The organism is Pseudoalteromonas sp. CnMc7-15, from assembly GCF_022347925.1.
Lineage (GTDB): Bacteria > Pseudomonadota > Gammaproteobacteria > Enterobacterales > Alteromonadaceae > Pseudoalteromonas > Pseudoalteromonas ruthenica.
In genome coordinates this window covers 13,743-31,435 of the sequence record NZ_JAKRFT010000010.1, presented here as the reverse complement: position 1 = coordinate 31,435, position 17,693 = coordinate 13,743, and the positions used below count along the sequence as shown (strand labels likewise).

20 protein-coding genes are annotated in these 17,693 nt (G+C 47.6%); 13 read left to right on the top strand and 7 right to left on the bottom strand.

Annotated elements, in window-relative coordinates:
* Window positions 1-233: 233 nt before the first annotated feature.
* Window positions 234-1,298 carry a uroporphyrinogen decarboxylase gene (hemE, locus tag MHM95_RS18250; protein ID WP_022945935.1) on the top strand — a complete coding sequence of 355 codons (1,065 nt, stop codon included), beginning with the start codon at window positions 234-236 and terminating at the stop codon, window positions 1,296-1,298.
* Window positions 1,299-1,376: 78 nt separating this feature from the next.
* On the opposite strand, the gene MHM95_RS18245 is transcribed toward hemE, so the two are convergent.
* The 3 genes from MHM95_RS18245 to MHM95_RS18235 all read right to left on the bottom strand — a co-directional run bounded on the left by MHM95_RS18245 (window position 1,377) and on the right by MHM95_RS18235 (window position 5,467).
* Complete coding sequence (locus MHM95_RS18245; RefSeq protein WP_239385964.1) at window positions 1,377-2,756, bottom strand: TonB family protein; 1,380 nt, start codon at window positions 2,754-2,756, stop codon at window positions 1,377-1,379.
* A 123-nt stretch (window positions 2,757-2,879) separates the two neighbouring features.
* Window positions 2,880-4,319 carry a Si-specific NAD(P)(+) transhydrogenase gene (sthA, locus tag MHM95_RS18240; protein ID WP_022945937.1) on the bottom strand — a complete coding sequence of 480 codons (1,440 nt, stop codon included), beginning with the start codon at window positions 4,317-4,319 and terminating at the stop codon, window positions 2,880-2,882.
* Between the two features lie 17 nt (window positions 4,320-4,336).
* Window positions 4,337-5,467: a fatty acid desaturase gene (locus MHM95_RS18235; RefSeq protein ID WP_239385963.1), complete on the bottom strand. Its 1,131-nt coding sequence runs from the start codon at window positions 5,465-5,467 to the stop codon at window positions 4,337-4,339.
* A gap of 111 nt (window positions 5,468-5,578) precedes the next feature.
* Between MHM95_RS18235 and fabR the strand changes: the two genes are divergently transcribed.
* The 6 genes from fabR (at window position 5,579) to MHM95_RS18205 (ending at window position 11,910) form a co-directional block, all read left to right on the top strand.
* A complete protein-coding gene (gene fabR, locus MHM95_RS18230) occupies window positions 5,579-6,193 on the top strand; it encodes an HTH-type transcriptional repressor FabR (RefSeq protein ID WP_053911819.1) in 615 nt (204 codons plus the stop codon).
* Window positions 6,194-6,578: 385 nt separating this feature from the next.
* Window positions 6,579-8,129 (top strand): 2-isopropylmalate synthase, encoded by a 1,551-nt coding sequence (gene leuA, locus MHM95_RS18225; protein ID WP_053911818.1) that lies wholly within the window; start codon window positions 6,579-6,581, stop codon window positions 8,127-8,129.
* Window positions 8,126-9,202 carry a 3-isopropylmalate dehydrogenase gene (gene leuB / locus MHM95_RS18220; protein ID WP_239385962.1) on the top strand — a complete coding sequence of 359 codons (1,077 nt, stop codon included), beginning with the start codon at window positions 8,126-8,128 and terminating at the stop codon, window positions 9,200-9,202. The genes leuA and leuB overlap by 4 nt, the downstream gene beginning before the upstream one ends.
* A 20-nt stretch (window positions 9,203-9,222) precedes the next feature.
* On the top strand, window positions 9,223-10,626 hold the full coding sequence (gene leuC / locus MHM95_RS18215; protein WP_138589236.1) for a 3-isopropylmalate dehydratase large subunit: 1,404 nt from the start codon (window positions 9,223-9,225) through the stop codon (window positions 10,624-10,626).
* Window positions 10,623-11,222, top strand: coding sequence for a 3-isopropylmalate dehydratase small subunit (gene leuD, locus MHM95_RS18210; protein ID WP_239385961.1), 600 nt, complete (start codon window positions 10,623-10,625; stop codon window positions 11,220-11,222). The genes leuC and leuD overlap by 4 nt, the downstream gene beginning before the upstream one ends.
* A gap of 85 nt (window positions 11,223-11,307) precedes the next feature.
* Complete coding sequence (locus MHM95_RS18205; RefSeq protein ID WP_022946121.1) at window positions 11,308-11,910, top strand: hypothetical protein; 603 nt, start codon at window positions 11,308-11,310, stop codon at window positions 11,908-11,910.
* Between the two features lie 10 nt (window positions 11,911-11,920).
* On the opposite strand, the gene MHM95_RS18200 is transcribed toward MHM95_RS18205, so the two are convergent.
* Complete coding sequence (locus tag MHM95_RS18200) at window positions 11,921-12,268, bottom strand: hypothetical protein (RefSeq protein ID WP_052698221.1); 348 nt, start codon at window positions 12,266-12,268, stop codon at window positions 11,921-11,923.
* A gap of 69 nt (window positions 12,269-12,337) precedes the next feature.
* Between MHM95_RS18200 and MHM95_RS18195 the strand changes: the two genes are divergently transcribed.
* From MHM95_RS18195 to MHM95_RS18185, 3 genes are read left to right on the top strand one after another with little or no spacing between them, the layout of a single operon-like run.
* Complete coding sequence (locus MHM95_RS18195; protein ID WP_022946123.1) at window positions 12,338-12,787, top strand: TerB family tellurite resistance protein; 450 nt, start codon at window positions 12,338-12,340, stop codon at window positions 12,785-12,787.
* Window positions 12,788-12,808: 21 nt separating this feature from the next.
* Window positions 12,809-13,372 (top strand): Crp/Fnr family transcriptional regulator, encoded by a 564-nt coding sequence (locus MHM95_RS18190; RefSeq protein ID WP_239385960.1) that lies wholly within the window; start codon window positions 12,809-12,811, stop codon window positions 13,370-13,372.
* Window positions 13,373-13,427: 55 nt separating this feature from the next.
* Window positions 13,428-13,934 (top strand): YgjV family protein, encoded by a 507-nt coding sequence (locus tag MHM95_RS18185; protein ID WP_239385959.1) that lies wholly within the window; start codon window positions 13,428-13,430, stop codon window positions 13,932-13,934.
* On the opposite strand, the gene MHM95_RS18180 is transcribed toward MHM95_RS18185, so the two are convergent.
* Window positions 13,918-14,487 (bottom strand): NAD(P)H-dependent oxidoreductase, encoded by a 570-nt coding sequence (locus MHM95_RS18180; RefSeq protein ID WP_053911811.1) that lies wholly within the window; start codon window positions 14,485-14,487, stop codon window positions 13,918-13,920. The genes MHM95_RS18185 and MHM95_RS18180 overlap by 17 nt on opposite strands.
* 120 nt (window positions 14,488-14,607) lie before the next feature.
* Between MHM95_RS18180 and MHM95_RS18175 the strand changes: the two genes are divergently transcribed.
* Complete coding sequence (locus tag MHM95_RS18175; RefSeq protein WP_239385958.1) at window positions 14,608-15,492, top strand: LysR family transcriptional regulator; 885 nt, start codon at window positions 14,608-14,610, stop codon at window positions 15,490-15,492.
* A gap of 40 nt (window positions 15,493-15,532) precedes the next feature.
* Here the strand turns inward: MHM95_RS18175 and MHM95_RS18170 are convergent, their stop codons facing one another.
* Window positions 15,533-16,243: a hypothetical protein gene (locus MHM95_RS18170; RefSeq protein ID WP_239385957.1), complete on the bottom strand. Its 711-nt coding sequence runs from the start codon at window positions 16,241-16,243 to the stop codon at window positions 15,533-15,535.
* Window positions 16,244-16,354: 111 nt separating this feature from the next.
* On the opposite strand from MHM95_RS18170, the gene MHM95_RS18165 reads away from it, so the two are divergent.
* Entirely contained in the window at window positions 16,355-16,738 is a 384-nt protein-coding gene (locus tag MHM95_RS18165; RefSeq protein ID WP_022946129.1) for a hypothetical protein, read from the top strand.
* Between the two features lie 109 nt (window positions 16,739-16,847).
* Window positions 16,848-17,354 carry a hypothetical protein gene (locus tag MHM95_RS18160; RefSeq protein WP_239385956.1) on the top strand — a complete coding sequence of 169 codons (507 nt, stop codon included), beginning with the start codon at window positions 16,848-16,850 and terminating at the stop codon, window positions 17,352-17,354.
* A 50-nt stretch (window positions 17,355-17,404) separates the two neighbouring features.
* On the opposite strand, the gene MHM95_RS18155 is transcribed toward MHM95_RS18160, so the two are convergent.
* Window positions 17,405-17,689 carry a hypothetical protein gene (locus tag MHM95_RS18155; protein WP_239385955.1) on the bottom strand — a complete coding sequence of 95 codons (285 nt, stop codon included), beginning with the start codon at window positions 17,687-17,689 and terminating at the stop codon, window positions 17,405-17,407.
* Window positions 17,690-17,693: the final 4 nt, after the last annotated feature.

Sequence of the window (17,693 nt, the reverse complement as noted above, 5' to 3'; positions counted from 1 at the left end):
AGCTTTTTATTATTGTTCTCTAGCAACGGATATAGTTATACCAAGGTCGTATGTGTGTTGCAAGTTCTTTAACAGAAAAATTTACTTTTTTTTATCAAAAATCACTAAAAGCTGAACAGTGAATCTTTTTAAAAGCGCAAGATTTTGTCTGATTCAATGATCTAATTCATAGTGCCACAGTGCGGTTGTGTTAGAATAATCGCAGTTTATTTTCAGTAAAAAAGAGTCACGCCATGAGCGAATTGAAAAATGATCGTTATCTTCGCGCCCTAGCAAAACAGCCAGTGGACCAAACTCCGGTCTGGATGATGCGTCAAGCTGGACGTTACCTTCCTGAGTATCGCGCTACACGAGCTCAAGCGGGTGACTTTATGAGCTTATGTAAGAACGCGGAACTGGCCTGTGAAGTGACCCTGCAACCACTGCGCCGGTACCCTTTAGATGCCGCCATACTCTTCAGTGATATTCTCACTATTCCTGACGCGATGGGTCTTGGGCTTTACTTCGAAACCGGAGAAGGGCCTAAGTTTGAGCGCCCATTAAGTAGCTATCAGGAAGTTGCCAATCTTGCTATTCCTGACCCTGAAGACGAGCTTGGCTATGTGATGAATGCAGTGCGTACTATTCGTCGTGAATTAAAAGGTGAGGTGCCACTGATAGGCTTTTCTGGCTCGCCTTGGACACTTGCTACTTATATGGTTGAAGGCGGTAGCAGTAAGACGTTCGGCAAAATTAAGAAAATGGCATTTGCTGAGCCTAAAACTTTACACTTGTTATTGGATAAGCTCGCAGACTCGGTTACTAGCTATTTGAATGCCCAAGTAAAGGCCGGTGCGCAATCACTCATGGTATTCGATTCTTGGGGTGGGGTGTTAAGCCCGCGTGATTACGAAGAGTTTTCTTTGCGTTACATGCAAAAGATCGTTGATGGTTTAATCAGGGAGCATGATGGTCGTAAAGTGCCTGTCACCTTGTTCACTAAAAATGGCGGCCAATGGATTGAAAAAATCGCGGCTACTGGTTGTGATGCAATCGGTTTGGATTGGACCATTGATATTGCCGATGCTAAGCGCCGAGTGGGAGACCAAGTCGCTCTGCAAGGAAATATGGACCCGTCTATGCTGCATGCTTCGCCTGAGCGCATCCGCTCAGAGGTTGAAACTATTCTTGCAGGCTTTGGCGAGGGCACAGGACATATCTTTAACCTAGGCCACGGTATTACTCCGGATGTTAACCCAGAGCACGCTGGTGCGTTTATTAATGCCGTAGGTGAGCTAAGCCGTAAATACCACAAGTAACGATTTACTAGGCAATAAAAAGCCCGCTTTCGCGGGCTTTTTTGTATTTGTAATGAAGAGGTTATATCAGGCGTTAAGTTAATATATTAAGCTGGTGCCATTGGCCATCATGGATGCGCGGCCTTCCATCAGCTCTAAGTAGTTTTGTGTTGGCCAATTACGACGTTTAGCTTCGTCATAGGCTTGGCGCAGGTACTTTTCGCCCTGTTGCATGCGACCCAGCTCGCTATAAGCCACTCCCAATACTGACAGTAACACTGGGTTGTCAGGCGCATCTGATCGCGCTAGCTCGGCATATTTTACCGCTTCTTCGTAATTACGAATTGACTCTTTGTCTGCGAAAGCGAGCAACTTTGCGTATGCGATCATGGCCGGTAAGTACTGGTTGTGAGTCGCTTTTCTGAGGATATCTGCAGCTCTATCTAAGTCATAATGAATGGTTTCATAATCAAGTAGCTTAGTTGCTAGTTGATACTGTGCCCGCTCATTACCACTGTTACTCGCAAGCTCTAACCATGAAAAGGCTTTATCTTTATCGGCTTTACACGCGGTGCCGTACTCAAAACAGCGTACCATCCACAATTGCGCGTCATAGTTACCATTGCGGGCAGCACGGTAATACCAATCTAGGTAGTGATCTTTTGACTGTTCAATCAGATCGCTCTCTAGCATCATGGCATAGCGAGCCTGGGCATAGTTATTGCCATCCTCGGCCAGTGCTTTTAGCTTTTGTGCATACTCAGCTAACTGCGATTCATATTCGCGACGATGGCTCTTTTTAGAAGCTTCTAACTTGAAGGTATGGGTTAGGTCATAAACGGCTTGCGGTTCACCACTGTAGTCGTTGGGCACCTTATATTGCCATTGGCTAATGGCCTCTAGGGCGGCGTCATCAATGACATCTTTAGGGAATGAAGCAATAACACGGTGGTTAACAACCTGGCCTTGTTGATTAACGTCAAAGCCCACGGTAGCCCAAGCACTTTGTACTTCAGCTAAGCTACTTCCATACTCCGGCTCAACTTTGCTTTTGACGGTGATATAGCGGGCATCATGTCCAGATTTATCTTTTACTGGAGCCAAGACGCGCTGGTGAACATCAAAACCAAAATCACGAGCGAGTGCTTTGTAGTGATCTTTGCCTTCTTTGCGCGAAGGAACCATACGACGGATCTTACGATAGCGATCTTTGGCATCATCGTTGCCAAAGTCCAAAGCAATCATGTACCAGGAGAATGCACTGTAAATATCTTCCTCGGTACCGAGCCCAAGTTCATACATACGTGCCAGCTCGTACATTGCCTTAGCGTGGCCTTGTTGTGCTAGCTGTTTAAATTCGTTAAACGCAGCAGTGTAATCTTCATTTTTGAGATCTTTTGTTGCACTGGAGTAGTCAGCGAAAGCGGTGAAGCTAGCAAGACCGAGCGCGGCACAAAGCCCTAATGCACGTATACCCATTCCCTCATTACCTGTCTTTTTTTCTTATATGTTTAAGAGTTTACAATAATTTTACAGGCGAACAAGAGCTCTTATAGAAAAAATGGGCACAATGCCCATTTTTTCAGTTATATATGATGTGTATCAAACCAAACGATTTAGCCCGTTAAGCGCTGCAACGCGGTAGGCCTCGGCCATCGTAGGATAGTTGAAGGTGGTGTTAACAAAGTATTCGACATTATTGCCACTGCCTTTTTGCTCCATAATAGCTTGGCCGATGTGGACAATCTCCGAGGCGCGTTCGCCGAAGCAATGCACACCCAGTACTTCTTTAGTCTCACTATGGAAAAGAATTTTTAAACTACCGACGTCGGTACCAGCGATTTGCGCTCGAGCTAGGTGTTTAAATTGGGCGCGACCCACCTCGTAAGGAATTTTTGCGGCGGTAAGTTGTTGCTCTGTTTTACCCACTGAACTCATCTCTGGGATGGTATAAATCCCGGCAGGAATATCAATAATCAGCTTTTCTTTGCACTCACCTTGAACAATGGCATCGGCGCAAATACGGCCTTGGTCAAAAGCTGCACTGGCTAGACTTGGGTAACCAATTACATCACCAACGGCATATACATTATCGACTTCGGTTTGGTAGCTCTCGTTGACTTTCAGCTGACCACGACCGTCGGCTTTAAGGCCAATGGCTTGCAAGTTTAGGGTATCAGTATTACCGGTTCGGCCGTTGGCAAATAATAAGCAGTCGGCTTTGACGCGTTTGCCTGATTTCATATGCATGATAATGCCATCGTCTTTGGTTTCGACGTGGTCGAATTCCTCATTATGGCGAATGAAGATGCCACTGTTCCAAAAGTGATAACTTAAAGCGTCGGATATTTCATCATCCATAAAGGCCAGCAAACGGTCGCGAGTGTTGACCAAGTCTACCTTCATGCCCAAACCTTTAAAAATAGATGCGTACTCACAGCCAATCACGCCAGCACCGTAAATAAGAATGCGCTGAGGATCGTCTTTGAGGCTTAAAATGGTGTCGCTGTCGAATACCCGAGGGTGGTTAAAATCAATTTCTTTAGGGCGGTAAGGGCGTGAGCCCGTGGCGATTACTATAATAGGCGCGCTTAAGCGTTCAAACGAACCATCTTGATGCTGCACGTTAACCGTTGTTTTATCAACGAAACTGGCTTCTCCTTGAAACAAGTCAATACGGTTACGCTCGTAAAAGCTGCTGCGTAAACTTGACTGCTTAGAGATAACTGAACTGGTATGATTTAGGATGTCGGCAAAGGTAATGCGTCCTGGGCGTTCGGTGATATTGAATAGCGGATTTGCTTTGTACTCAATATAGCGGCTCACTGAATGGCGCAACGCCTTTGAAGGAATGGTTCCCCAGTGCACACAGCCACCGCCTACGGCTTGCTGACGTTCAATGACAGCAACCTTCTTATTGCTTTTCGCAAGATTCATGGCGGTTCCTTCACCGCCAGGACCTGTGCCAATGATAATGGCATCGTACTGATACGATGCCTCTGCTTTAGGTTGCTGTTTTTTGCTTGCTGTTTGCTTTGCCACGGTGACTCCTTAGGGCATTAACAATGAGCCTTAAGCAAGCGGGCGTTGAGGGCTAACCAAGCTTGTTTTTGCGCTTGCCAGGCATCTTCTAATTCATGGTATTGCTTCATTAAAGCGGATTTTTCGCATTGTTGCAGCACCGAATCGCGCTTTGCTTCAAGTACTTGCTTTTGCACTTGGCAAAAATGCTGAAGTTTTTTCAACAGTACATCATACTCGCTTTGAAGCAAAACCAGTTTTTCCTGAGCACTTTCAATGGCTGCCAGTTTACCTTGGGTACGGCTCATTAAAGTTTGTGCTTTGGCGCGCTCAATACGCTCCACTGGAGTGCGCTTTAGCTTTTTCGCTAAGCCGACCCATGAGCAGGCGCGGATCAGCCACTTGGTCGGATCATAATGCCACCAACGAATGCCATTGCGATAGTCGCTGGCGAAAATATGGTGAAAATTATGATAGCCCTCACCATAAGTTAATAGCGCCAAGAAACCATTATCGCGGGCGGTGTTTTTTTCGGTGTATGGGCGTGAACCCCAAATATGCGCCAAAGAATTAATAAAAAACGTAAAGTGTTGTGATAGTACCAGGCGCAGTAAGCCCACAAGTAACATCATGCCTAGCACGTTACCAAAGATCAGCCCTAATAGCAGTGGCAGGCCGAGGTTCATCGCCCAGACCAACTTCATATAATGGCGATGCTGCCACATCACTATTTTATTACGCTGTAAGTCACGGGCGTTGTTGTAGTTACTGTATTGTTCACCCTGATAGTCTCTGAGCATCCAGCCGATATGGCTGTACCAGAATCCGCGCGTGGCGGCGTAGGGGTCTTTTACTGGATCGTCAACCTGGCCGTGGTGTACACGGTGATCGCTACTCCAATGCAACGCACTGTTTTGCAGTGCGAAGGCCCCGCCGAGTGCGAAAATCACTTCGATAACAGGGTGTGCCTCATAGGCTTTGTGCGCCCATAAGCGGTGATATCCAGCCGTGATTGATAGCCCGGCATAAAACATACAGGCAATAAAGGCAATCCAGTGCGCGCTTGTGTATCCGTAGGTGATTCCATACCAGGGAACTAACGTAATGGCGGCCAAAAATGACAGGCTAAAAAACAGCACATTGACCCACAAAATAGGTGGTTTTTTCATTCTATAACTATTCTATAAATAATCTCAGCGTACAACTGTACGCTAAAATAGAGGTTCAATCCTTTAGCGTCAAGTATTAGACTTAAGTTTTTAACTGCTTAGGTGGCAAAGATGGCCGGAGTTCGCGCCCAGCAAAAACTAAAAACTCGTCAAGCTCTGATAGAAGCAGCATTCAATCAGCTCAGTGCTGAACATAGCTTTTCCAACTTGAGCTTGCGTGAAGTCGCGCGCGAGGCGGGGATTGCTCCCACTTCTTTCTACCGCCACTTTAAAGATATGAATGAGCTGGGCTTAACTATGGTCGACGAGGCAGGCCTGACTTTGCGTCAACTTATGCGCCAGGCTCGGCGACGAATAGCCAGTGGTGGCAGCGTCATTTCCACATCGGTACTGACTTTTTTGGAGTTTATTGATAATCAACCGAATCAGTTTCGACTGTTGTTACGCGAGCGCTCAGGCACCTCAAAAGCGTTTCGTGCCGCCGTGGCCCGAGAAATTAAGCATTTTATCCTCGAATTAGCGCATTATTTGGAAAGCGAGACGCGCTGTGATGCCTCGCACGCCCATATGCAAGCCGAAGCCATGGTCACCATAGTGTTCACATCTGGCGCTGAAGCGCTTGACCTAGAAGGGCAGTCGCGTGAGGAGCTAATAGAGCGGTTGATTTGGCAGCTGCGTTATATCTCTCATGGCGGCAACCACTATGCACAAAAAGCGAACAAATAAACGCTTTTGGAAAATAAAATAACCTTGGCGCCATTTCTGTTTTTTGAGCGCCTTCTTTGTCCTCTCAGTATCTAATTTGCTATTTTAATTCGCTTCATCTCTGGTTATTGAATTATGATTCCTTTATTTGCGGGTTTTTGCAGCGAATTTTGGAATTTTTATGCTTGCCCCGCTGTTCTCTTAGTGTTAAAAAATAGCCATCTTACTAACAGCGATGCTCAATTATGCGCACCAATCAATTCATTACATTGCTCCTAAACCTGCTACTCCTTGTGAGCTTTAGCGGGGCGTGATGTATTGATTGTTAGTAATACGAAACGAACACAACCCCGCCCTCCCGAGCGGGGTTTTTTATTTCTGGCGGTAATCTTTTAGAGGACTGAGTATGCAAGACAAGGTATGGATATTTGACACCACCCTTCGCGATGGTGAGCAAGCATTGAAAGCAAGTTTGACGGAAGACGACAAACTGCAACTGGCTCATGCAATCAGTCGTCTTAACGTGGATGTGATGGAAGTTGGTTTCCCGGTGTCCAGCCCTGCTGATTTCCGTGCCGTCCAGCGTATTGCTAATGAGGTGCAAGGGCCCATTATTTGTGGCTTAGCACGAGCAGTGAGCAAAGACATTGAAGCATGCGGGGAGGCGCTGAAGGGCGCGCAGCGAGCCCGCATACATACCTTCATCGCCACCAGTCCACTGCACCTAGAACATAAGTTACGCATGACGCTCGCCGAGGCCACCGACATGGCGGTGCAGGCAATTAGCCAAGCCCGTCAATACACTGATGACGTTGAGTTTTCCTGCGAAGATGCCGGGCGCACACCCCATGATGATTTATGTTATGTCGTCGAGCGCGCCATTGCCGCAGGCGCCAGCACTATCAATCTGCCTGACACGGTCGGCTATGTTACTCCAGATGAATACGCTGCCATGATCCGTTATCTCAAAACGCATGTCAGCAATATTGATCAAGCACGCTTAAGTGTGCATTGCCATAATGATTTAGGCTTAGCGGTAGCCAACTCTATTGCCGCTGTGCAAGCGGGAGCACGACAAATCGAATGCACCATTAATGGCATTGGTGAGCGCGCTGGAAATTGCTCGTTAGAGGAAGTGGCGATGATCATGAAAATGCGCCAAGACCATTTGCAAGTGCACAGCGATATTCGCAGTGAAGAGATATATCGGGCGTCGCGTCAGGTCGCTAAGATCTGCAATATGCCAGTGCAGCCGAACAAGGCCATTGTCGGCGAAAATGCCTTTGCCCACAGCTCAGGTATTCACCAAGACGGTGTACTCAAGGCGCAGAATACTTATGAAATCATGTCGCCAGAGAGTGTTGGAGTGCCCAATAATCAACTGAATATGACCTCGCGCTCGGGCCGTCATGTTATTGAACATCGCTTGAGTGAACTAGGTTATCAAGGCGGTGACTACGATATGGATAGCTTATACGCCAGCTTTTTGGAGCTAGCCGATCAAAAAGGCACGGTATACGACTACGACCTTGAAGCCATTATTTATTTCAATCAAATCACCGATAAAGACGATTATTACCAGTTGCAGTTTGTTAATTCCGCGTCGAACTCACAATCAGTCGCCAGTTCGACCATCGGCTTGAGTATTGCCGGTGAACAGCGTCAAGAAGCGGCCACGGGTAACGGCCCGGTAGAAGCGTCTTTTGCTGCCATAGCCCGACTAACCGGCATGGCGGTGGAGGTGATTGAATACAACTTAGATGCCACCGGGCAAGGAGCTAGCTCTTTAGGCCAGGTTGACATTATTGCCCAATATCAGGGGCGTACTTACCACGGTGCGGGGCTTGCCGCCGACATCGTCGAAGCGTCGGTACGTGCCATGATCCGCGTTTACAACATTATTCATCGAGCACAGCAAGTGTCGAGCTTAAAGCAGCAACAAAGGAAAGCAGGATGAGTCAAAACAGTTACAGTATCGCCGTATTACCCGGCGATGGCATTGGTCCAGAAGTGATGGCCGCAGCAGAAATGGTATTAGCGGCATGCTGTCGCGAATTTGGCTTTAGCCTTAACCTGCATCATCACGCCGTTGGCGGCGGCGCCATTGATGAGTTTGGTGTAGCGCTGCCGCAGCAAACGTTGGCGGCATGTGAAACCGCAGACGCGATACTGTTTGGTGCCGTAGGGGGACCAAAATGGGAAAACCTCCCTCCTGAGCAACAGCCAGAGCGGGCGTCATTATTGCCGCTACGCAAGCACTTCGGGTTATTTTGTAACTTACGCCCAGCGCAATTATTGCCTGCGCTGAGCACCTCCTCTCCGCTGCGCCAAGATATTAGCGCTCATGGCTTCGATATACTCTGTGTACGCGAGTTAACAGGGGGGATTTATTTCGGAGAGAAAGGACGCAGTGGTGAAGGGCAGCACGAAGCTGCGTTTGATACGCAAACCTATGCTCGTAGTGAAATTGAGCGCATCGCTCGGTTTGCTTTTGAAGCGGCGCGGCTGCGCCATAATCATGTTACCTCGGTGGATAAGGCCAATGTCTTGGCCACCAGTGTGTTGTGGCGAGAGGTAGTGAATGACGTAAGTAAAGACTACCCCGATGTCACGCTCGATCATATCTACATTGATAATGCCGCGATGCAGCTCGTGAAGCAGCCGAGCCAGTTTGACGTGCTGCTGTGTGACAACTTGTTTGGCGATATTTTGTCCGATGAGTGCGCCATGATCACCGGCTCTATGGGGTTGTTGCCCTCGGCTAGTCTTAATCAATCCGGCTTCGGTTTATATGAACCTGCCGGCGGCTCGGCACCAGATATTGCTGGTAAAGGGGTCGCTAATCCCATTGCGCAAATACTTAGTGCGGCATTGATGTTGCGCTACTCATTAGCGCAAGACGAGGCTGCACGGCGTATTGAGAAAGCCGTAGCCGAAGCTGTAGCTGCAGGGGTTGGCACGCCAGATATCTTTCCCGATGCAGGCTATACCACGCGCGATGTAGCGACAGCCATCGTCGAGCGCATTTAACTAGTAAAAGGATGTAGCAAGTGGCATACACGTTATACGATAAAATTTGGCAGGCTCATTGCGTCGCCAGCCTAAATGAACAAACCGACTTACTGTACATAGACCGTCATCTTGTGCATGAGGTCACCTCACCCCAAGCCTTTGCCGGATTGCGCGAGAAAAATCGCACCGTGCGTTGTCCAGAAAAAACCTTCGCAACCATGGATCACAACGTCTCGACCAAATCTCGCTCTTTGGATGCCGCAAGTACTGTCTCGCGTAACCAGTTACTGGCACTGCAGGCGAATTGTGATGAATTCGGCATTAGATTGTACGACCTCAACTCCATTAATCAGGGCATTGTGCATGTGATGGGTCCTGAGCAGGGGATCACGCTGCCCGGGACCACCATTGTCTGTGGTGATAGCCATACCTCCACGCATGGTGCGTTTGGGGCATTGGCTCACGGTATTGGTACGTCCGAGGTTGAGCATGTGCTTGCCACCCAGACATTGCAGCAAAAAAAGGCGAAGTCGTTAAAAATTCACGTTCATGGCAAGCTGCGAAGCACGGCAACAGCGAAAGACTTAATTATGGCTATAATCGGCCAGTTAGGAACGGCGGGTGGCACCGGTTATGTTGCCGAGTTCTGTGGCGAGGCAATTAGCGCTTTGTCGATGGAATCGCGTATGACACTGTGCAATATGAGCATTGAAATGGGGGCCAAAGCAGGACTTATTGCCCCCGATGAAACCACCTATGAGTATATTAAAGGGCGGCCTTTTGCCCCGCAAGGCGAAGACTTTGACAAGGCCGTAGCCTATTGGCGCACATTGCATTCGGATGCTGACGCGCACTTCGATAAGATCATCGACATTGATGCTCAGCAGGTGCAGCCACAAGTCACCTGGGGTACCAGTCCAGAGCAAGTGCTGGGCGTGGATGAGGTTATTCCCGATCCGGATAAAGAGACGGATTTGATAAAGGCTGATGCTATTCGCAGTGCCTTAAAGTATATGGATTTGCGACCTGGGCAAAAGATCAGTGATATCTGTGTCGATACGGTGTTTATTGGCTCATGCACCAACAGCCGCATTGAGGACTTGCGCGCGGCCGCTGCGGTGGTCGCCGGTCAGCAGGTAGCCAAAGATATAGAAGCGTTAATTGTGCCCGGCTCAGGACTGGTAAAACAGCAGGCTGAGGAAGAAGGCTTGGCGGATATTTTTAAAGCCGCAGGCTTTGAATGGCGAGAGCCTGGATGTTCCATGTGTTTAGCTATGAATGATGACCGACTCGCTCCGGGCAAGCGTTGTGCGTCGACCTCCAACCGTAATTTTGAAGGACGCCAAGGGCGCGGCGGGCGCACCCACTTGGTGAGTCCGGCGATGGCCGCTGCGGCAGCAATAACTGGGCGCTTTACTGATATTCAAGGAGAGGCACAATGAGTTGTTTTCATCAGGGGCTAGTGGCCCCGTTGGATAAGAATAATGTCGACACCGACCAGATTATCCCCAAGCAATTTTTAACCTCCACCAGTCGAGATGGGTTCGATAAAGCGCTGTTTTACGATTGGCGTTACCTTGGCGATGGCCAACCCGATCCAGAGTTTGTGCTTAATTACCCGCAATACCAAGGGGCCAGTATTCTTCTTAGCCGTGATAATTTTGGTTGTGGTTCGTCACGGGAGCACGCCCCCTGGGCACTGAAGCAATATGGGTTTTCGGTGATCATTGCCGAGAGCTTTGCTGATATCTTCTTTAATAACTGTGCTAATAACCAAATGTTGACCATCGCCTTGGCGAGCGCGCAGCTGGATGCCTTATTTGCACTGTGTGAGTCTGAGCAAGTACTGCATATTGAGGTGGACTTGGCGAATCAGCAGCTGCGCAGTTCACGCTTTGCACCGATTACTTTCTCGGTGCGAGCAGACGTTAAAGAGCGGTTGTTAAGTGGCCTGGATTTTATCGGTGTGACTGAGCAATATAATGCCCAAATTGAAGCCTTTGAGCAGCAACTAAAGGCGCAGCGCCCCTGGCAGTGAATGGCCGCTAGTACTTCAACGTAAAAAGTAGGAAAGCAACAGTGAAAGCGCTATATTGGCGCTTTTACTTTACTTGGAACTCAGCATGAAATTAGCGATTACGTGTGCGGCGTTATCTGTGATAGGCGCTGTTGCCACTGGTGCGCAAGCGCGCCCTGCGCCTTTGGTCTCAATCCCTTCCCACGATGCATTTTTTAATAATATCAAAGCGCATTGTGGTAAAGCGTATCAAGGAAAGGTGACGGTTGATAACGCTGGACCAAGTAGCTTCAGCGAAGCAAAGCTGGTCATGCACGTGCGCCGTTGTACAGAGCGCGAGTTACAAGTGCCGTTTCATGTCGGTGATGATGCCTCGCGCACCTGGATTATTACTAAAACGGGCAGTGGTTTAAGCTTAAAGCATGACCATCGCCATAAGGATGGCAGCGATGACGTCTCCACTATGTACGGCGGTCATACCGTGGATGCCGGTTATGCCACCATGCAGTCATTCCCGGCCGATCAGTACTCTAAAGAGTTATTTGTACAGCAAGGGATCCCGCAATCAGTGGGTAATACTTGGCAAATGTATATTTACCCAGAGCAATTTACTTATCGGCTAGTGCGCCAGGGACGAGAGTTTCGCGTTGATTTTGATTTGACCCAGCCCATTACCCCGCCAAAAGCCCCTTGGGGATATAAAGACTAATTGCGCAGGGCTACTCACAAATGAGCTCAGCAACCAAGTTGGGCTCATAACCTCGCGGGTGAGTAGGGAAGCGTTCATAGTCTTGCACACCTTGGGTAATGCGCAAAGAGAAGGTGGAATCGTTACACAACTGAGCACTGTGACGTAATAAAAACACACTCTGGTTGGTGAACTGTTGGTAGCCATCCTCAACCACTTCCAGACGATAGCGCTTTTTACTTAACCTAGTTTGGTAGTAATGCACTTTATTATCAAAGTCATAGAACTTTTCTTGCTCACCAATAGGCGCAGGAGTGTAGCTACATCCCCAGTTCATTGCGACCATGAAAAGCAGAAATGCATAGCGATATGACGACATAAACAACCCTTGTTGTGTGTACTGGGAGTATCCTTTACAGTGAGTGTAACACCAAGCGGGAGGCGTGCCATGCTCAATAATTTAAAACGGTTCTTTAATTCTTTACAGTCACAGCCACAGCAAGATGACTCGCCTGATTTTAAAACCTCAGTCGCAGCGCTACTGGTTGAGGTTATGCGTGCCGATAGCGAACTACAAGAAGATGAGCGCAAAGCCATGGTCGTACTGTTGCAGAAATACTTTGATTTAGGCGAGGAAGAAGTAAACAACTTAATCACAGCGGCCAGTCAAGACCTTGATGAAGCCATTGATTACTTCCGTTTTTCTAAACAGATAAATGACAATACCAATGCACAGGAGCGTATTGAGATTATCGAGTTGTTATGGCGACTGGCCTATGCAGATGGCCAATTAGATAAGCATGAAGAGCATGTTATTCGCCGTGTAGCTGATTTACTCTATGTAACTCATAATGATTTTATTCAAGCAAAGTTGGCAGCGACAAATGTGCAAAGTTAACCAGTTGCAGAGGCTTGTGCCTTGGCTTATCAGCAATTAGGGCAGGCCAGTCAAGTTGTGAGTGAGCAACTGCAACAGTTACTCGCTCACAGTAATGCCATAAAAAGCTTAGAGATGAACGCTCATGATGTATTACTCGAACAGCAACAACAGCAGCGTTACGCATACTTTGTACAATCCGGGGTGTTAGTTGCCGCGTATCTCGATGAGCAAGGACAACAACATTATAAAGAGTTCTATTTTCAGGGTGAATTGGCGTTTATATACAGTGCCTGGATCACTCAACAGCCTGCAAACTACAGCTTAGAGGTACTCAAACCCAGCCGTTTGTTGCGTGTGCCACTGGCCGAGCTGGCACAGCCTCGGTGGTACTCATTAACTATGGCTTTGCTACAGCAACAAGTCTTATTTAAAGAGTCTAAAGAAGCCTTCCTGTTGCTGCAAAGTCCACAGCAGCGTTACCAGTTTTTATTGACCCACCGACCACACTGGTTGGCGCAATTATCGCTTACGCAAGTGGCCAAATATTTAGGGATTAGTGCCGTGAGTCTGTCGCGGATACGCACTCGTTTAGGATTGAATTAACAAAGGTTAAGGCGGCCCCAGCCTATACTCGGCATACTCCGGCAGTGGAGGGAGTATGGATTGGTTTTGGTTATCTCAGCTACTGGTTGCTATCGCTATTGTCTGCGATTTAGTATCGTTTCAATTACCACAAAGGCGCAGTGTCCTAATATGCCTGGTGCTATCTACGGCTCTGACCAGTGGCCATTATGTTTTATTAACTCAGTACAGCGGCGCCATCCTGATGCTGCTGGCGTCTTTGCGCTTTGCGCTCAGTATTCATTATCAACAACGGCGGCTGATGGTGATATTTATGGCTCTGTCGATACTGACAACTTTATTTGTATGGCAGTCGCCTATTTCGCTGTGGGCTTTGGCGGGAAGTTGTATACAAACCTTCGCTGCATTTCAGCGCCGGCAATTGACGATGCGTTTACTGATGTTCTTGGGTAGTGGTTGTTGGCTAGCGTATGGCTTTGCTGCAGGCTCCCCCATGGCTGCGTTACTTGAGGGCTTGTTTGTAAGCAGCAACGTCATTGCGTTATATCGCTATCGCCGGCAGCTTTTTAGCTTTTCAACTTAGACGTTACGTCGATAAGTTGTGACGTAAGCCCGGCTATTTTCTCGCTGGTGGCGCTGTCGGTCAGCTCTCCTTGGTCGTTGACAAAGCCGTGGATACCAGCAATAGCGAGTTGGTCACCAAGCACTAATGCGCCAATGCCACTGAGGATGTCACGCACGTGATTTAAGCCGCGTAGGCCACCGAGTCCGCCAGGAGACGCTGCGAATAACGCTACCACCTTGTTACGAAATGCGGGCGTTGCACCGGCTTCAGTACGTGATGCCCAGTCTATGGCGTTTTTTAATACCGCTGTGATTGAGCCATTGTATTCCGGGCTGGCAAGTAAAATAGCATCCGCTGAACGCAATTTATCTTTTAGTTGTTGCGCACTGCTTGGTACACCTTGTGCTTCAATGTCTTCATCAAACATGGGCAAGTTTAACTCCGCCAAAGAAATTACTTCGACTTCGCTGCCCTGCTGTTGCGCCAATTGTGCGGCATGATTGATCACTGCCTGATTGAAACTATTTTTACGAAGGCTGCCTGCGAGGGCGATAATTTTTGCTGTTGCCATAGTGAATATCCTAATGCTGTCAGTTGGTCTGTGTTAGTACGTACTTTAGCCAAAATCAGACTTGCAAAAAAGCGCAAAAAACGCAAAGCTTATGTGCGTATATACACAGAGAATGCAACCATGGCGATAGAATTTAACGACTGGCAGGATATCAAAGTAGCATTTGAAGTTGCCAGAAGAGGGACTCTTACCTCAGCGGCCGAAGCCTTAGGTGTGCACCATAGCACAGTGCTAAGACGCATTAATCATCTCGAGCAAAGTTTGAATGCGCGATTGTTTCACCGTCATGCTCGAGGTTACTCCATGACAGAAACCGGTGCCAAACTGTTTGCAAGTGCAGAGCAAATCAACGAGCAGTTAGAGTTATTACACAACGATATTATGGCTGCAGACACGACTTTGTCTGGCTCGTTACTGCTAACAACAGTAAGCGGCTTTATCGATGTGTTGGCGCCGGTATGTGAGCAGTTTCAAACACTGCACCCCCAGGTGCAATTAGAAGTGCTGTTGGATCAAAAGCGCTTGCGCCTCGATCATGGCCAAGCACACATTGCTGTGCGTGCTGGTCCGCGCCCAGATGAGGGCGATTATATTGCCCAACACCTCAGTACTATCGAGGCAGGGTTGTACGCTCATGAACGTTATTTGGCTCGCACCGGTGAACCACAGTCCATGGCCCAGTTGCAACAGCATCATTTCATATCTGGTGTGGCCGGGTTCAATAGTCGAGTCCCTTATTTTGCTTGGGTGGATGAGCATATACCGGTTGAGCAGATCACCTTGCGGGTGTCAGAAACGTCTGATGCCAATCGGGCGATTGCCAGCGGCCTAGGGATTGGCGGGATGCAAAAAGAAGTGGCAGCTTTATACCCACAGCTAAAGCCTGTGCTTGGCAGTGAGTTAAGCTGGCACAGTGATATTTGGCTCGTCACTCACCATCAAGTGCATCGCAGTGCTAAGGTCCAAGCCTTCGCGCAATTATTGAAGCAACACTTTCGTAAATAGCAATGGCGATGTATTCACCTTTAAGGCATCGCCTGCCTGGCTATTTAGGGCGCTTCTTCCGTCGGCGCCAAGGTGGGTTTTGCAGCAACAATATCCCCCCTGTGATAGCAAATAACACAGAGGCAGCTGCAAAGCTTATCAGCAGCGGGTTGTTGAAATCTTTGCGCTCTTGATAATCCATAATGTGCAGCATCCAGAAAAAGTCAAAAATACGCCAAATAGTTGAGCGAACAGTAATGAACTGGCCACTGTGCGCGTCTAAATAAAGCGTTGTTGCACACCAGTCATCGAACTCGATACGCCACACATCTTGACGGTAACCGATCTCCTGTGGCCCAGTGATAAGGTGCTCTGCGAGGCTAACCTGACCCTCACCAAGATAATGGTTATAGGCAATACGCTCAGCCTGCTCTTGGTTAAGAGCCACAGATAGCTGACCCGTTTGGGCGTGAAAAACATGCTTCTGCTTGCCCTCTGCCGCGATAATGATCGGTTGGTTGAGGCGGTGAGTAAATTGTAGCTGCCTCAATGAGGGCATCTGCATGCGAATGTTATCCAAGGAGGCGGTATAGTCGCTACTGGAAAAGGGGTTCTCTAGCGTGCGTTTTGCCAAATGCTTACCATGTACCTTGTCGAGCGGCAGTGCGCTCATTACAAGGCCACCCATGAGCCAAGCAAATAATTGCAACACAAGTGCGTATCCAGCCCATCTGTGTAATGTTCGGCTGTGCTTGAAAAGACGTTTATTCATATTGTTGTTGTCTTTGTGGCAGGTGTAACTCAGTTTACGCTCTTGTTATTGGCGGTCAATGTGACACAATGACGCAGTTAATAACTAGTGCGTGGATAATAGGAACGGTGCATGGCAGATATTCAATTTCTTAATGTGGATCTTGAGCTGGAGTCACAACATGATATTAGCGCGCTAGTCGCTGATTTAGACAAAAGCGCCATTGTTTTGCACTATGACAAAGACGAAACACGCCAGCTCGCGCGCATTGAGGCTAACGTCGATAGCCCGAGCCCAGATAAAGCCATCAATGAATTGTGCGAGCTGATTGAGTCATGTTCTAAAGCCGGACTTAAACAATGGCTGAGCTGCTCGCGTCGTACGTTTGATTTGGGCTTTAGTTCAGGTCACTCGCCTAAATGTTTTAATGAAGCCATTAGCGCCGATACTTTACTTCGTATTTCTGCTATTGGTGCAGGTATTGAGATTACGCTGTACGGCTTAGAACAAGATTAAAGTCATTTAAAGTGTAAGAAGGCGCCAATTGGCGCCTTTTTAGTTGTGAACCGCTATTATGTAGCTGTTGCATATGAAATTTGATTACAGGGTAGTTAAGCTACCCTGTATGAGTACAAGAACCCCACCTTCAATTGCTTGGCTAGCCAGAAAGTATTGCTTCGCAAAGTCGGAACTTGCCGATTTAGAAAAAGAGTTAGCAGCTATCCTTACAAGACGTGACTCCTTGCAGTCAGACGTTGAATCACTTGCGCGTGTGATAAACATCCACGAGGTACCCATAGAAGCTTCTGAATTAGCGTTGAGTAGAAAGAATACGAGTCAGAAAAAGCTAAAATATGGCACTTTGACAAAAACGATTCTTAACTATTTACACAACCTTCCATCACGGCAAGATGCAAGCATATCAGAAATATTTTATGCCGTTATACGCTCTGCTGATGTTGAAGTTTTTTCTGAGTTGGAGTATTTAAAATTAAGAAAAAGCGTTTCGCATCAACTTAGAAACTTGTGCAGACAAGGTAGAATAATCAGGACGGAAAAAGGTACAGGAAAATATACTTCTCGATATAGAACCCTGGCGCATGGAGATCAATTACAGTGGGATTTTCTCTGAGCTGCAGTGAACTAAAGTCGATTGATTTAGTTCACTGCTCGTACTAAAAGTTAGTATTTTGACCAGTGGTCATTTAACCAATTAAAGACTTTTTCTTGGCCCCTGGTTGTGCTAGGCAGATGCTCTTTAATCATTCTTTCAGCTTTTTGACCTGAAGTTACACTGGTCAAGTCTCTGTGCTCAAGAGTCTTATCTATCATGTAGATAACTTCATAGCCTTCCTTTCGGCTGAATAAAGTGCTATCAGGTTTTCCTGTAATTTTTGGGTCATCATCCCCGTATACAGTCCAGCTGTAATCGTCATACTTCAGATCGGATTTTTTAAATTTAGCCATATAC

Bases quoted from the DNA above. Each gene is read 5' to 3' on its own strand.
- hemE (WP_022945935.1), top strand. From the start codon at position 234: ATGAGCGAATTGAAAAATGATCGTTATCTTCGCGCCCTAGCAAAACAG.
- MHM95_RS18245 (WP_239385964.1), bottom strand. From the start codon at position 2,756: ATGGGTATACGTGCATTAGGGCTTTGTGCCGCGCTCGGTCTTGCTAGC.
- MHM95_RS18235 (WP_239385963.1), bottom strand. From the start codon at position 5,467: ATGAAAAAACCACCTATTTTGTGGGTCAATGTGCTGTTTTTTAGCCTG.
- fabR (WP_053911819.1), top strand. From the start codon at position 5,579: ATGGCCGGAGTTCGCGCCCAGCAAAAACTAAAAACTCGTCAAGCTCTG.
- leuA (WP_053911818.1), top strand. From the start codon at position 6,579: ATGCAAGACAAGGTATGGATATTTGACACCACCCTTCGCGATGGTGAG.
- leuB (WP_239385962.1), top strand. From the start codon at position 8,126: ATGAGTCAAAACAGTTACAGTATCGCCGTATTACCCGGCGATGGCATT.
- leuD (WP_239385961.1), top strand. From the start codon at position 10,623: ATGAGTTGTTTTCATCAGGGGCTAGTGGCCCCGTTGGATAAGAATAAT.
- MHM95_RS18205 (WP_022946121.1), top strand. From the start codon at position 11,308: ATGAAATTAGCGATTACGTGTGCGGCGTTATCTGTGATAGGCGCTGTT.
- MHM95_RS18200 (WP_052698221.1), bottom strand. From the start codon at position 12,268: ATGTCGTCATATCGCTATGCATTTCTGCTTTTCATGGTCGCAATGAAC.
- MHM95_RS18195 (WP_022946123.1), top strand. From the start codon at position 12,338: ATGCTCAATAATTTAAAACGGTTCTTTAATTCTTTACAGTCACAGCCA.
- MHM95_RS18185 (WP_239385959.1), top strand. From the start codon at position 13,428: ATGGATTGGTTTTGGTTATCTCAGCTACTGGTTGCTATCGCTATTGTC.
- MHM95_RS18180 (WP_053911811.1), bottom strand. From the start codon at position 14,487: ATGGCAACAGCAAAAATTATCGCCCTCGCAGGCAGCCTTCGTAAAAAT.
- MHM95_RS18175 (WP_239385958.1), top strand. From the start codon at position 14,608: ATGGCGATAGAATTTAACGACTGGCAGGATATCAAAGTAGCATTTGAA.
- MHM95_RS18170 (WP_239385957.1), bottom strand. From the start codon at position 16,243: ATGAATAAACGTCTTTTCAAGCACAGCCGAACATTACACAGATGGGCT.
- MHM95_RS18165 (WP_022946129.1), top strand. From the start codon at position 16,355: ATGGCAGATATTCAATTTCTTAATGTGGATCTTGAGCTGGAGTCACAA.
- MHM95_RS18160 (WP_239385956.1), top strand. From the start codon at position 16,848: ATGAGTACAAGAACCCCACCTTCAATTGCTTGGCTAGCCAGAAAGTAT.
- MHM95_RS18155 (WP_239385955.1), bottom strand. From the start codon at position 17,689: ATGGCTAAATTTAAAAAATCCGATCTGAAGTATGACGATTACAGCTGG.